Genomic DNA, 12,977 nt, shown 5'->3' on the forward strand with positions numbered 1-12,977 from the left:
CACTCCAAGCTAAAAGTTTGAATTCATGTCCAAGCCGTCGTAGTTTCACCCTCAATAATAACACAAAACGAAGGCATTGTTCGCGATATGGCACAGCAGTTTTTCCAAACCCTTCGCACAGGCTCTGCGGCGGTCACCCTTTGCCTTTTGGCCAGCTCGATTTTGGCCGCACCGCAAACCGGGCTGGCGATGTATGGCGACCCTGACTTGCCCGCCGATTTCACCGCCCTGCCCTATGTCAATGCCGATGCGCCCAAAGGCGGGGCGATCATCACCGGCGAAGGTGGCAGTTTTGACAGCCTCAATCCCTTTATCCGAAAAGGCAAAGCGCCGTGGCAATTGCGCTACCTTATGGCCGAAAGCCTCATGGGACAGGCGTATTCCGAACCTTTCACGCTCTATTGCCTGCTCTGCGAAACCGTCGAGACCGACGCAGATCGCACCTGGGTTGAATTCACCCTGCGTGACACGGCCAAATTCTCTGACGGCAGCCCGGTCACCGTCGAAGACGTAATGTGGTCCTATGAAACGCTCGGCACCCAAGGCCATGGCCGTTACGCCACGTTGTGGGGTCAGATCGCGCGCATGGAGCAGACCGGAGAGCGCTCGGTCAAATTCACCTTTAACACGCCCAATCGCGAATTGGCGCTGTTGACGGCGATCCGGCCCATTTTGAAAAAAGCCTATTGGGACGACAAGGATTTCACCCAATCCGGCTTTGACAACATCCCCGTTTCGTCCGCCCCCTATGTGATCACCGATGTGCAGCCCGGCATGTTTGTCGAACTGACCCGCAACCCCGAGTATTGGGGCAAGGACGTGCCGTTCATGCGCGGTCAGGCCAATTTGGACACAATCCGGTTGGAATATTTCGCCGACGCCTCTTTGGTGATCGAGGCGTTTAAGGCCGGAACGCTCAATGCACACCGCGAATTCAACATCCAGACCTGGAAAGACCAATATGATTTCCCCGCCGTTGCACGTGGCGACGTGATCAAATCGGTGATCCCACATCAACGCCCCACCGGCATGACCGGCTTTGCGATGAACACCCGCCTGCCGCAGTTTGCCGATTGGCGCGTGCGTCAGGCGATGATTGAAGCGTTCAATTTCGATTACATCAACGAGGCCCAGACCGAGAGCCAACAGACCCGGATCACCTCCTATTTTTCCAATTCGCCGCTTGGCATGCGCCCCGGTCCCGCCGAGGGTCGCGTGGCCGAGCTTTTGGCCCCCTATAAAGACCAGCTTTTGCCCGGCACGCTTGAGGGCTATGACTTGCCCGAGACCTCTGGGCGGGAATTGGACCGAGGTGCGATGCGTCGTGCGATCGGGTTGATGGAACAGGCCGGATGGACGATCCAAAACGGCCAGATGAAAAACGCGGCCGGACAGCCCTTTGCCTTTGAGATCGTTCTCAAGGTTGGGGATGATGAGAACCAGTCGATCATCGACACCTATACGCAAATGCTGCTGCATCTCGGGATCACGCCGAAAATCTCCGTCGTCGATTCCCCGCAGTACACACAGCGGATGGAAAGCTTTGATTTCGGCATGACCCCGGTGCGCTATGGCCTCTCGCTCAGCCCTGGCAACGAGCAATACGCCTATTTCGGCCAAGCCGCCGCCGACACCCCCGGGTCGCGCAACATTGCCGGGATCAGTGATCCGGTGGTCGATGCGATGATCGACAAAATGTTAGATGCGGAGAACCGCGAAGACAGCTTGGCGGCCACCCGTGCACTCGACCGGGTGCTGACGGCGGGCCGCTATGCCATTCCGCTTTATGCCTGGAACGAAAGTTTTGACGCGCATGTGAAAGAGCTAAAATATCATGACACCTTGCCGCTCTATGGCGACTGGATTATGTGGCGGGAAATGACGTGGTATTGGCAGGAGTGATCCGCCGCGTATTACCCGCCAAACCTGATCCGATACCCCTCTGCATTTTGGGAAGACAAACATGAGAAAAGTAGCCCTTATCCTCCTCACCCTCGCGCTCGCCTCTTGCGGCACTGTTGCCGGCGTGGGCGAAGACATCACCGGCGCCTCGCGTACGGTTCAGGGGTGGTTCTAAGCGGTGCTTTTGAAAGGCACCGCGCTTATCCTCTGTCTGAGTCTGGCATTGTCCGGCTGTACCGTGGCGCGCGTGGGGGCGAAAGCCACCAAAGGCGTGGTCAAAACCACCTCTAAGGTCGTGTTCTGAGCCGCTTATGTCAGCGACGTCACCCAAAGGATCGTTGCATCTTCCGGGCTGACTGAGATCACATTATGCCCCATCGACGCGTCATAATAGGCGCTGTCGCCCCGACGCATTTCGACCGGCTCATAGAACTCGGTGATCAATTTGATCACCCCGGTGAGCACGTAAAGAAACTCTTCGCCATCATGGCGCACCCAGCCATCGAACTCTTCGAAATCCCGCGCCCGGATTGTGGCGCGATACGGCAGCATGGATTTTTTGGTCAGAGCCGTCGCCAACATTTCATGTTCATAGGTCGCCGTCGGATGCGCCACCCCTTCGCCCGATTTCGTCACCGCCATGCGGCCAGAAATCTGCGCCCGTTGCGGCGGGGTGAACAACTGCGGCACCGAAATCTCAAGCCCCACCGCAAGCTTTTTGAGCGCATCATAGGTCGGTGACATCTGGCCGTTTTCGATCTTGGACAGGGTGGACCGCGCCAGTCCCGCCTGTCCCGCCGCCTGCTCCAATGTCCAGCCCCGCGCCTTGCGCAGATCGCGCACCCTGAGACCCAAATCCAAAGGCCGCGCCTCATCGGGCGTGCCTTCGCCGCTTTCGCGGGCCAATCGGATCAGGCTCGGGGTGCGTGTGTCCGGGCCTGTGGTCGGGGCTGTGTCTGGTGTCGGTGTATCGCTCATGCCGTCTTGTAGCGCCTGTGAGACAAAAAAGAAAACCCCCGGATGCTGTTGCACGCATCTTCGGGGGTTCTTGGGACGGGCGGTAGCTTGGGGGAATGCTCGTGAGGTTTCCGCCGACCCTAAACGTGAGGACCTTTGGCTCTATTTGCCGCTTGGCAATTCGCCGGTCAAAAATTCGATCTGGCTCAACCCGTCCGATTGAACCCGCGCCACCAATGTGTCGAGCGCCCCACCGGCAATCGCCAAAGCCGCCAAAAGCCCCAGTGCAAGGGTCGCAACAGGCATACGCATCCGGCGACGGAAAGAAAGCGCATCATAAGACCCGTTGGGGCCGCGACCTTGAAAGGTACTGAACTGCTTGCCGGAGATATACGCCATGATGATGAACCTTGTTGAACACTAAAAATCAGTCGTTGCAGTGAGTTAATCATGAGTCGCGCGCCGCGTCACGCGCGCCAATCGGTAACATCCCCGCCCCCACTGACCACAATTTTCAACAGAACACATCAAGAACAAACCAGGAATTCACACGGTTTGCAAAGTTGCAAACCCACCCCAAACACAAGATATAGGTCAATGAGAACACCTGCTGGACTGGAAAATGTGAGCTATCGGAATATTTTCCTTTTCTCACCCCTCCCGCCTCAAAGCGTCATGGGCTATGTACGCCAGACCAAATTGACGCCTCAGCCTTTCGGAGCCCGCCCATGATCTCGCCTGTGATCCCCCTTGATATTTTCCACGATCCGATCTGCCCCTGGTGCGCCATCGGCAAAGCCCGGCTCGACCGCGCCTTAGAGGCCCGCCCCGATCACCCTTTCGCGCTGCAATGGCATCCGTTTCAATTGAACCCGACGATGCCCAAGGGCGGCATGGAGCGGCAGGCCTATTTGAATGCGAAATTCGGCGGCGCGGAGGGCGCACGCAAAGCCTACCTGCCGATCATCGAGGTGATGCTAAAGGAAATGCCCAAGGTCGATCTCTTGGCAATCCAGACCACACCCAACACCTTGGACGCGCATCGGCTGATCCATTGGGCCGGGATCGAAGGCCGTCAAACGCCGATGGTCTCCGCCCTCTATCGCGCCTATTTTCAGGAGGGTCGCGACATTGGCGATGTGGAGACTCTGGTCGCGCTGGCCGAACGCGTTGAGATGGACGCGGACGCGGTGCGTCGCCTGTTGCTCTCGGACGCCGATGTCGAGGAGATTCAAACCCGCGACACCCATGCGCGTGAGCGTGGCGTCAATGCCGTGCCGCTTTATATCGTCGCCAACCAACATGCGGTCGAAGGCGCGCAGCCGCCCGAGCTTTGGATGCGGGTGATCGACGAATTGAACGCTCAGATCGCCGCAGATGATCAGGATGATGACCCGTCACAGGCCTTGGTATGATCCCATCCGGGCTTTGGATCGGAGTTTGGTGACCTCGCTGGGACCCAGATCCCGCCCCATGCCTTGATGTTCCCCGCAGCTCGGATTTGGCCGCCAAAGCACCGCCAGACCTCAAAACCACCCGAGCCAAACCGAGAGTCTGCGCATCTACGCACAGCCCCCCAAGCAGTAGGCTGACTGGTCAAATCGAAGCCCACCTCATAAGGTGCCGCGACTTTTATCGACAGGATTTTCCATGCCTCGCCGTTTGCCGCAACTCGAATTCACGGCTCTTTTAGCCCTGCTTTTTGCCATCGTCGCCTTCTCCATTGACGCCATGCTGCCGGGGCTTCCCGACATCGCCGCTGACCTGACTCCCAGCGACCCAAACCGGGCGCAGCTGGTGCTCGCGGCCTTTGTCTTTGGCATGGGATTTGGCACGTTGGTCAGCGGACCGATTTCCGATCATTTCGGACGCAAGCCTTTGATCTTGTTTGGACTTTTGCTCTACGCTTTGGGCGCGATCTTTGCCGGTCTATCGCATTCCATGGAGATGATGCTTGTGGGCCGCGCCCTTCAGGGCTTTGGTGCCGCCTTCCCGCGCACCGTCGGTGTGGCCATGGTGCGCGACCTCTATGAGGGGCGCGATATGGCCAAAATCATCTCCTTCGTGATGACGATTTTCATGCTGGCCCCGGCCGTCGCCCCCTCTGTCGGGGCTTTGATCATTGGCAGCTTTGGCTGGCACGGGATTTTCGCGTCTTTCGTGGTTCTGGCCGCAATCAGCGCCTCGTGGTTTGGTCTGCGCCAAAGCGAAACCCTAGCCCCGGAAAATCATCGCAAACTCAATCCGCGCGATCTGGTTCAAGGCGTCCGTCATGTGCTTGGCATCTACAATGTCCGGCTCTACATCCTGATCCTGACCCTTGGATTTGCTCAGATGTTTTCCATCCTTTCCTCGGTTCAACAGATTTATGACCAAGGCTTCAATCTTGGCGCAAGTTTCCCCTATTGGTTCGGCGCCACCGCCATTCTCAGCGCCGCCGGGGCCATCATCAACGGCACTTTGGTCACCCGCTTGGGCATGCATGTGATGATCCGCCTGGGCTACCGCATTGCGGTCACCGCCTCCCTCATCGCGCTGATCTTGAACCTGACAGGCCTCGCCGGGGCCACCCCCTTTGGCTTTGCGGTGTTCTTTGTCTGGACCGTGGCGATGTTCTTTATCAACGCCTTCACCTTTGGCAATCTGAATGCTCTGGCCATGGTGCCATTGGGTCGCATGGCGGGCATGGGCAATTCGGTGATCGGCGCGCTGTTCACCATGGGCTCCGTTGTCATCGCCGCCCCTGTCGGTCTTGCGTTCAACGGCACCCCTGTGCCGGTGATGGTCGCAGGGGTGATCTGTTCTGGACTGGCCCTGGTGCTGTTCCGTCTGGAACGAAAAGAGGCCTGATCTTTATTTTTTAGGGGCTTGCGCGGCAGACTTCGCGTGATTGGCTAGGTCTTGGGCGATGGAAAACGCGCCCTTGATCTTGTCTGACTCCCGCGGCCAGTCGCGGCGCACGATGATCTTGTTGTCCTTGACCTTGGCATGGCCCTTTTGCGCCTGAATGAAATCCACAAGCCCGGCCGGATTGGCGAATTTGTCATTGTGGAACTGGATCGTCGCACCTTTTGGCCCGCCGTCCAGACGCGCAATGCCTGCGGCGCGGCATTTCTCTTTGATCCGAACAACAAGCAACAAGGTATTGACCTCTTTGGGCAATTTGCCAAACCGGTCGATCAGTTCGGCGGCAAAACCTTCAAGCTCCACTTTGGTGTGTAGGCCAGACAGGCGGCGATACAGCCCCAAGCGCACATCAAGATCGGGCACATAAGTCTCTGGAATCAAAACAGGAACGCCCAGATTGATCTGCGGCGCCCATTGCCCGTCATCGTCCAGAGTGATCGCCTCTTGCCCGGATTTGATTTTGGCAATCGCCTCTTCCAACATCGCTTGATACAGCTCAAACCCGACCTCTTTGACATGGCCGGACTGTTCCTCACCCACAAGATTACCTGCACCTCGAATGTCAAGATCTTGAGATGCAAGGGTAAATCCGGCGCCCAACATATCGAGAGACCCCAGCACCCGCAGCCGCTTTTGCGCCTGAGGCGTCAAAGGTGCGCGTGGTTTGGTGGTCAGATAGGCATAAGCGCGGGTTTTGGCGCGGCCCACCCGGCCCCGAATTTGGTAAAGCTGCGCCAGACCGAACATATCGGCGCGATGGATGATCATCGTGTTGGCGGTCGGAATGTCGATGCCACTTTCGACAATGGTCGTCGCCAAAAGCACATCATATTTCCCGTCATAAAAGGCGTTCATCCGATCGTCCAACTCGCCTGCGGCCATCTGGCCATGGGCGACAACATGGGTGACCTCGGGCACTTGGTCCTTGAGGAAGGCCTCGATCTCCGGGATGTCTTTGACCCGCGGCACGACGAAAAAGCTCTGTCCGCCGCGATAATGTTCGCGCAGCAAGGCCTCGCGCACGGTCACCGTATCGAATTCCGAGACATAGGTGCGGATCGAGAGGCGGTCGACCGGCGGCGTGCCAATAATGGACAAATCACGCACCCCGGTCATCGACATTTGCAAGGTCCGCGGGATCGGCGTGGCCGAAAGTGTCAGCACGTGAATGTCGGATTTGAGCGATTTCAACCGCTCTTTATGGGTTACGCCAAAGCGCTGTTCTTCATCAACGATCAGCAAGCCAAGGTTTTGAAACCGCACATTTTTCGCCAAAAGCGCATGGGTGCCGACAACAATGTCGATCTCGCCTGAGGCCAACCCGTCGCGGGTCGCGGCCATGTCTTTTTGACTGACAAAGCGCGACATCGGACGCACATTGACCGGCAAGCCCCGGAACCGTTCGGCGAAGGAGCGGAAATGTTGCCGCGCCAACAGCGTGGTCGGTGCAATCACCGCCACCTGCGCGCCAGACAGCGCCGCGATAAAGGCCGCGCGCATCGCCACTTCGGTTTTGCCAAATCCGACATCGCCACAGACCAAACGATCCATCGGCCGCCCGGCTTCGAAATCCTCCAACACATCTTCGATGGCTTTGAGTTGATCCTCGGTCTCAGAATAGGGAAAGCGCGCGCAAAATGCCTCCCACATATCTTGTGGTGGGATCATGATCGGGGCTTTGCGAATATGACGTTCGGCGGCAATGCGGATCAGCTTTTCGGCGATCTCGCGAATGCGGTCTTTCATTTTGGCTTTTTTGGCCTGCCATGCGCCGCCGCCGAGCTTGTCGAGCAAGCCCTCGTCATGGCCATATCGACTTAAAAGCTCAATGTTTTCAACAGGGAGGTAAAGTCGATCCCCGCCCGCATATTCGAGCAAAAGACATTCATGCGCCGCCCCTAAAGCGGTGACCACCTCAAGCCCACGGAAAATCCCGACGCCATGATCGACATGAACGATCAAATCGCCCGCACTGAGCGACGAATGTTCGGTGAGGAAATTCTCGGCGCGCTTTTTACGGCCCGGACGGCGCACCAAACGGTCGCCCAACACGTCTTGTTCCGAGATCACCGTGACCGATTGGCCCTCGCCAGTCGGAGCCTCAAACCCTTCTTCGAGCGCCCAGACCGACAGGAACACCCGACCCAGACTCTGGCCCTGACCGTCGGGCACATCGCGCCAATCGTCGATCTCGATGAGCCCGGTCATGTCCTGGTCTTCAAGCAGGGTTTTCAACCGATCCCGCGCGCCCTCCGACCAGGAGGCAAGCACCACCGCCCCCTGTTTGCGGCGTTTCTCAACATGCTCTGCCAACTCTTCGAAAAGATTGACGTTTTCCATTTGCCGTTCAGGCGAAAAATTGCGACCCACGCGCCCGCCTGCGTCCAAAACTCCGGGACCCGACGCCTGTGGCAGCGGATGAAAATGGATCACCCGACGGCCCGCAATTGCCGCTTCCCAGGCCGCATCGTCCAGATACAAAAGCGCCGGCGGACAGGGTTTATAGACGCTGTCCATCCGCCCCTTGGCCGTGAGCGCCTCGCGCCGGGCATCATATTGATCGGCGATTGAAGCCCAACGTGAAAGGCGCGCCGCAGTCGATTGATCATCAAGGGAAATGGACGCATCTGGCATATAGTCAAACAGCGTGTCGAGCCGGGCGTGGAAATACGGCAACCAATGCTCAAGACCCGCGTGTTTCTTGCCCGCAGAGACCGCCTCGTAGAGCGGATCATCGGTGCCCGCCGCGCCAAATTCAACGCGGTAATTTTGTCGAAACCGGGTGATGGATTCCTCGTCCAAGATGACTTCAGACACCGGGGTAAAGGTGATTTCTTCCAAGCTGTCGATGGTCTTTTGGCTGGCCGGATCGAAACGGCGCAGCCCGTCTAATTCATCGCCAAAGAAATCAAGCCGCACCGGCAATTCCTGCCCCGGAGGAAACACATCAATGATGCCGCCACGGATTGCGTAATCGCCATGTTCGACCACGGTCGGCGCTTGGGTAAAGCCCATGCGCACGAAAAAACTGCGCAGTTCGGCCTCGTTAACGCGCTGGCCTTTGCGCATGACAAAGGCCGCCTGTGCGAGTGTGTCACGGGTCGGCACGCGCTGAGTGGCGGCGGAGAGCGTGGTCAACAACACGAACCGTTTCGGCATCGCCCCATGCGCCAGCGCGGCCAACGTTGCCATGCGCGCGGCGGCGACATCGGAATTGGGCGACATCCGGTCATAGGGCAAACAATCCCAGGCCGGAAAGTCGATCACCGGCAGATCGGGTGCGAAAAATCGCAAAGCGGCACGCAGGGCGGCAAGGCGTTTGTCATCGCGCGCGACATGGATCACCGGACCGTTTGAACGGCTGACCTCGCGGGCCAGGAGAAAGGCGTCAAACCCCTCAGGTGCGCCCCCAAGGGTGAGATGGGTGGATGGTTTCATGCCAATCAGCCTCCCAGCGGACCCGTGACGATGTTTTGGTACATGCCCCACATCGCCGTGACAAAGATCGACACCATGCCGATGAGTTGTACGAAAAACCGATGACGGCGCAGCACAGAGATCAGCGCCTCGCCTGTCGGCGCATGGCTCGCGATGTTTTGCGCGGTGCGAATGTTGAGCGCGCCGACAAAACTCATCGGAAACAGCATCAGAAACACCGCCTGAGAAAACTCAACGCCGTAGAAAAACCCGGTCACGCCCAAAAGGGTGATCACGGTGGCCGCCAGCGCCGTGAGCATCAGACCGGAGACCTCAGCGATGTTCAAAAGCCGCCCGGTGTTGATCCGCACCATGTCTTCAAGGTCCTGCATCCGCTCGCCGCCCTGACGCTTGGCCTTGAGCGCCAAATCAAACGGCACACCCAAGACAAAATGCGAGGCGGTGGACCACAGGATCGCCAATCCGATCCAATACCACATGTTCGAAAAGGACCGCGTGTCGAGCACTTCGAAAAGGGTTGCGTAAATATCCAAGGCTCTGCTCTTTTCTTATGGTTTGGTCTTTAGGGGCATGGTGCCGCCCCAAAAGAGACGACCTATCCGTCTTCTAACGCCTCTGTGTCGGGATGCAACGTCAGGCTGTGCACAGATTAGTGCCCCCACGCGGCAATTCCTACCCTTGAAGCGTCCCAAAAACCATGTCACCCAAAGACACCCATCGCAAAACCGAGGCTATCCCCATGACCCGCACCATCGCCCCTTACCCGCTGACCCGCCTGCGCCGCCCCCGTAAAATGGAAGCGCTGCGCGGTCTTGTGCGTGAAAACAGCCTTTCGGCTGAGGATCTGATCTGGCCGGTGTTTGTGCGCGAAGGGGTGGATGAGGCCACGCCGATCGTGTCGATGCCCGGCGTTGAGCGGCTGACAATTGACCGTTTGGTCACGGCGGCGCGCGAGGCCTATGAGTTGGGCATCCCGGCGATTTGCCTGTTTCCCTATATCGAACCCGAGCTGAAAACCGAAGATTGCGCTGGCGCGTGGGACCCGGACAATCTGGTCAACCGTGCCATTCGCGCGCTCAAAGCGGCGGTGCCGGAATTGGCGATCATGACCGACGTGGCGCTTGATCCCTATAACATCAACGGCCATGACGGCTATGTCGTGGATGGCGAGATCGTCAATGACATGACGGTCGAAGCCCTGGTCAAAATGTCGGTGGCGCAGGCGGAAGCGGGCGCGGACATCATCGGGCCGTCCGATATGATGGACGGACGCATCGGCGCGATCCGCCGAGCGTTGGAAACCGACGGGCATTCGAACGTCACGATCATGTCCTATGCGGCCAAATATGCCTCCGCCTATTACGGCCCGTTTCGGGATGCGGTTGGGGCCTCTGGCGCGCTCAAGGGCGACAAAAAGACCTATCAAATGGACCCGGCCAACTCAGATGAAGCGCTGCGCCTGATCGAACGCGATCTGTCTGAGGGGGCGGATATGGTCATGGTCAAACCGGGGATGCCCTATCTCGACATTTGTCGCCGGGTGAAAGACCGCTTTGGCGTGCCGACCTTTGCCTATCAGGTGTCGGGCGAATACGCGATGGCAATGGCCGCGATTCAGAACGGCTGGCTCGATCATGACAAGGTGGTTTTGGAAAGCCTGATGTGTTTCAAACGCGCCGGATGCAACGGGATTTTGACCTATTTCGCCCCGGCAGCGGCGCGGCTTTTGCGCGGCTGAGGCGCGTTCAAGAGGCAAAGCATGGGCGAAACCCGCCAAAACACGGGCCTTTGGGCTTTCGCGGGATGACAGGGCGCGGCTTTTCGTCATATACTCGGGCAAAATCAATGGGCCAAAGGCCTGTAGCACCGAAAAGAGCAGTATAAGGGCATTCACAATGAACAGACTTCAACGCCGGAGCTTTATGATCGGATTGGGCAGCGCGGGTCTTTTGGCCGCGTGTGACAATTCGATGCGCTCCAACGGCTCCGCCACCATTGACGCGCGGGTCGATGCCACGCTGAGCCATCTGTATTCCAACTACCCCGGCACCACGGCGCTGCGGGACAAATCCGTCGGCATGTTGGTCATGCCCTTGATCACCAAGGCGGGCTTTGGCGTTGGCGGATCTTATGGCCGTGGTGCGTTGCGGGTTGGCGGCGTGTCGGTGGATTACTACTCCTCGACGCAAGCGACCTTTGGCCTGCAAATCGGCGCACAGCAATACGCCCATGTCTTGTTCTTCATGACCAATGAGGCGCTCAGTTCCTTCCGCAATTCTCCGGGCTGGTCTGCGGGCGCGGATATGGAATACGCCATCTCCAACCGCGGCGAAAACATCACCGCTGAAACGCTGACCTCGCTGTCGCCGGTGATCGCCGTGGTCTTTGGTCAGGCGGGCTTGATCGCGGGCGCCACTGTTGAAGGCACAAAATACACGCGGATCATCCCGTAAGCCTTTTCAATATCGAAGACATACAAAACGCGGGCCTGATTGGACCCGCGTTTTTTGTGAGTATTTATATCACGGTAAAGACAATCCGATCTCAGCCGCGTTACGGCACCGCCTCTTCCAACACGCCATCGGCAGACATTTGGGCGTACAGAAGCCCTTCGCGCAGGCCCCGATCCGCAACAGACAGCCGATCCGTCGGCCAAATCCGCAACAGCGCCTGCAAAATCGCCGCTCCCGACATGATCAATTCCTGTCGATCCCGACCAATGCGCGGATCACGTTTGCGCCCTGCGGGCCCCATGGACAGGTAGTCCCGGATCACCCGGTCAATCTGTTCCGAGGTCATCCGCAAACCATCGACCTTATTGCGGTCATAGCGCTTGAGGCCCAGATGCGAGGCGGCAACCGTCGTCACCGTTCCCGACGTGCCGATGATCTGAAACCCTTCGCGGGCCGGATCATTGGCATAGGGGGTGAAATCCGCAAGTTTCTCTTCGAAATACCACGACATCAAGGCAAACCGCGCCGCGTCATCTTCGACATCGGAGAATTGCTCCATCAGCGTCGCAACCCCCAAGGGCACCGAAATCCAATCCACAACTTTGGCATGGGGAAAGGGGCTGTCGGCGTTTTTAAACCCGGTGTGCAACCGCATGATCGCGCGCGGACGTTCGGCGCGGGGCACGGTCGAGAGGTCAATCCAGACCAATTCGGTCGAGCCGCCGCCGATATCCACCACCAAAAGCTGTTCGGTCTTGGTCGACACCAGAGGTGCGCAGGAAATCACCGCCAGCCGTGCCTCTTCCTCGGGTTTGATGATCTCAAGCCGCAAACCGGTTTCGCGCTGTACCCGGCGCAAAAAATCGCGCGAGTTTTTCGCCCGCCGACAGGCTTCGGTTGCGACCAGTCGCATCCGTTTGACATCATGTTTCTCAAGTTTCTTGCGACAGACCCGCAGGGCCTGAATCGTGCGCGAAATCGACGATCGACACAAAGCTCCAGACGATTCCAACCCGGAGCCGAGTTGAACCGATTTCGAGAAACTGTCGACCACATGAAACTGACTGCCCTTGGGTTGGGCAATCAACATGCGACACGAATTTGTACCGAGGTCTAACGCAGCATAAAGCTCCGCCGGGTCGGCAAGTAGAGGCGCGGGGGTCTCGACCGCTTTCGGGAACGCGCCCGCACCAGTGGGACGCTTGGGCGTCATATCACACGCCCTCCATATCAAGTTACCCCTACCATAAGCGGATTTTTGCACATCGGGCAAGACACCTTCTGGCCCTAAGCCTTCACGATTTCGGTGACGGGCCTCCT

The 12,977-nt window shown here is 58.2% G+C and carries 12 protein-coding genes; 7 read left to right on the forward strand and 5 right to left on the reverse strand.

Features of this window, described 5'->3' with window-relative positions; translation table 11 throughout:
* Window positions 1–87: 87 nt before the first annotated feature.
* The 3 genes from B30_RS05970 to B30_RS22635 all read left to right on the forward strand — a co-directional run bounded on the left by B30_RS05970 (window position 88) and on the right by B30_RS22635 (window position 2,206).
* Complete coding sequence (locus B30_RS05970) at window positions 88–1,902, forward strand: extracellular solute-binding protein (protein WP_009571132.1); 1,815 nt, start codon at window positions 88–90, stop codon at window positions 1,900–1,902.
* A gap of 61 nt (window positions 1,903–1,963) precedes the next feature.
* Entirely contained in the window at window positions 1,964–2,077 is a 114-nt protein-coding gene (locus tag B30_RS05975) for a hypothetical protein (protein WP_040401984.1), read from the forward strand.
* A gap of 3 nt (window positions 2,078–2,080) precedes the next feature.
* The gene (locus tag B30_RS22635) at window positions 2,081–2,206 is read left to right on the forward strand and encodes a hypothetical protein (RefSeq protein ID WP_269771039.1); all 126 of its coding nucleotides are present in this window, start codon (window positions 2,081–2,083) and stop codon (window positions 2,204–2,206) included.
* Window positions 2,207–2,211: 5 nt separating this feature from the next.
* On the opposite strand, the gene B30_RS05980 is transcribed toward B30_RS22635, so the two are convergent.
* The gene (locus B30_RS05980; protein WP_051130593.1) at window positions 2,212–2,880 is read right to left on the reverse strand and encodes a helix-turn-helix domain-containing protein; all 669 of its coding nucleotides are present in this window, start codon (window positions 2,878–2,880) and stop codon (window positions 2,212–2,214) included.
* A 141-nt stretch (window positions 2,881–3,021) separates the two neighbouring features.
* Window positions 3,022–3,258: a hypothetical protein gene (locus tag B30_RS05985; RefSeq protein ID WP_009571134.1), complete on the reverse strand. Its 237-nt coding sequence runs from the start codon at window positions 3,256–3,258 to the stop codon at window positions 3,022–3,024.
* Between the two features lie 329 nt (window positions 3,259–3,587).
* Here B30_RS05985 and B30_RS05990 point away from each other — a divergent pair, with 329 nt between their 5' ends.
* The gene (locus B30_RS05990) at window positions 3,588–4,274 is read left to right on the forward strand and encodes a DsbA family oxidoreductase (protein ID WP_009571135.1); all 687 of its coding nucleotides are present in this window, start codon (window positions 3,588–3,590) and stop codon (window positions 4,272–4,274) included.
* 235 nt (window positions 4,275–4,509) lie between these two features.
* The gene (locus B30_RS05995) at window positions 4,510–5,709 is read left to right on the forward strand and encodes a multidrug effflux MFS transporter (RefSeq protein WP_009571136.1); all 1,200 of its coding nucleotides are present in this window, start codon (window positions 4,510–4,512) and stop codon (window positions 5,707–5,709) included.
* Between the two features lie 3 nt (window positions 5,710–5,712).
* Here B30_RS05995 and mfd read toward each other — a convergent pair whose 3' ends face one another.
* Window positions 5,713–9,204, reverse strand: a complete 3,492-nt coding sequence (gene mfd, locus B30_RS06000) for a transcription-repair coupling factor (RefSeq protein ID WP_009571137.1) — start codon at window positions 9,202–9,204, stop codon at window positions 5,713–5,715.
* A gap of 5 nt (window positions 9,205–9,209) precedes the next feature.
* Window positions 9,210–9,737: a hypothetical protein gene (locus B30_RS06005; protein ID WP_009571138.1), complete on the reverse strand. Its 528-nt coding sequence runs from the start codon at window positions 9,735–9,737 to the stop codon at window positions 9,210–9,212.
* A 206-nt stretch (window positions 9,738–9,943) separates the two neighbouring features.
* Here B30_RS06005 and hemB point away from each other — a divergent pair, with 206 nt between their 5' ends.
* Entirely contained in the window at window positions 9,944–10,942 is a 999-nt protein-coding gene (gene hemB / locus B30_RS06010; protein ID WP_009571139.1) for a porphobilinogen synthase, read from the forward strand.
* Between the two features lie 157 nt (window positions 10,943–11,099).
* Window positions 11,100–11,657 (forward strand): YSC84-related protein, encoded by a 558-nt coding sequence (locus tag B30_RS06015; RefSeq protein ID WP_009571140.1) that lies wholly within the window; start codon window positions 11,100–11,102, stop codon window positions 11,655–11,657.
* A 100-nt stretch (window positions 11,658–11,757) separates the two neighbouring features.
* On the opposite strand, the gene B30_RS06020 is transcribed toward B30_RS06015, so the two are convergent.
* On the reverse strand, window positions 11,758–12,870 hold the full coding sequence (locus B30_RS06020) for a Ppx/GppA phosphatase family protein (RefSeq protein ID WP_009571141.1): 1,113 nt from the start codon (window positions 12,868–12,870) through the stop codon (window positions 11,758–11,760).
* Window positions 12,871–12,977 lie beyond the last annotated feature (107 nt).

The sequence above is a fragment of the Celeribacter baekdonensis B30 genome (assembly GCF_000299875.1).
GTDB lineage: Bacteria > Pseudomonadota > Alphaproteobacteria > Rhodobacterales > Rhodobacteraceae > Celeribacter > Celeribacter baekdonensis_A.

Coding starts and splice junctions, on each gene's coding strand:
- B30_RS05970 (WP_009571132.1), top strand. CDS start 88: ATGGCACAGCAGTTTTTCCAAACCCTTCGCACAGGCTCTGCGGCGGTC.
- B30_RS05975 (WP_040401984.1), top strand. CDS start 1,964: ATGAGAAAAGTAGCCCTTATCCTCCTCACCCTCGCGCTCGCCTCTTGC.
- B30_RS05980 (WP_051130593.1), bottom strand. CDS start 2,880: ATGAGCGATACACCGACACCAGACACAGCCCCGACCACAGGCCCGGAC.
- B30_RS05985 (WP_009571134.1), bottom strand. CDS start 3,258: ATGGCGTATATCTCCGGCAAGCAGTTCAGTACCTTTCAAGGTCGCGGC.
- B30_RS05990 (WP_009571135.1), top strand. CDS start 3,588: ATGATCTCGCCTGTGATCCCCCTTGATATTTTCCACGATCCGATCTGC.
- B30_RS05995 (WP_009571136.1), top strand. CDS start 4,510: ATGCCTCGCCGTTTGCCGCAACTCGAATTCACGGCTCTTTTAGCCCTG.
- mfd (WP_009571137.1), bottom strand. CDS start 9,204: ATGAAACCATCCACCCATCTCACCCTTGGGGGCGCACCTGAGGGGTTT.
- hemB (WP_009571139.1), top strand. CDS start 9,944: ATGACCCGCACCATCGCCCCTTACCCGCTGACCCGCCTGCGCCGCCCC.
- B30_RS06015 (WP_009571140.1), top strand. CDS start 11,100: ATGAACAGACTTCAACGCCGGAGCTTTATGATCGGATTGGGCAGCGCG.
- B30_RS06020 (WP_009571141.1), bottom strand. CDS start 12,870: ATGACGCCCAAGCGTCCCACTGGTGCGGGCGCGTTCCCGAAAGCGGTC.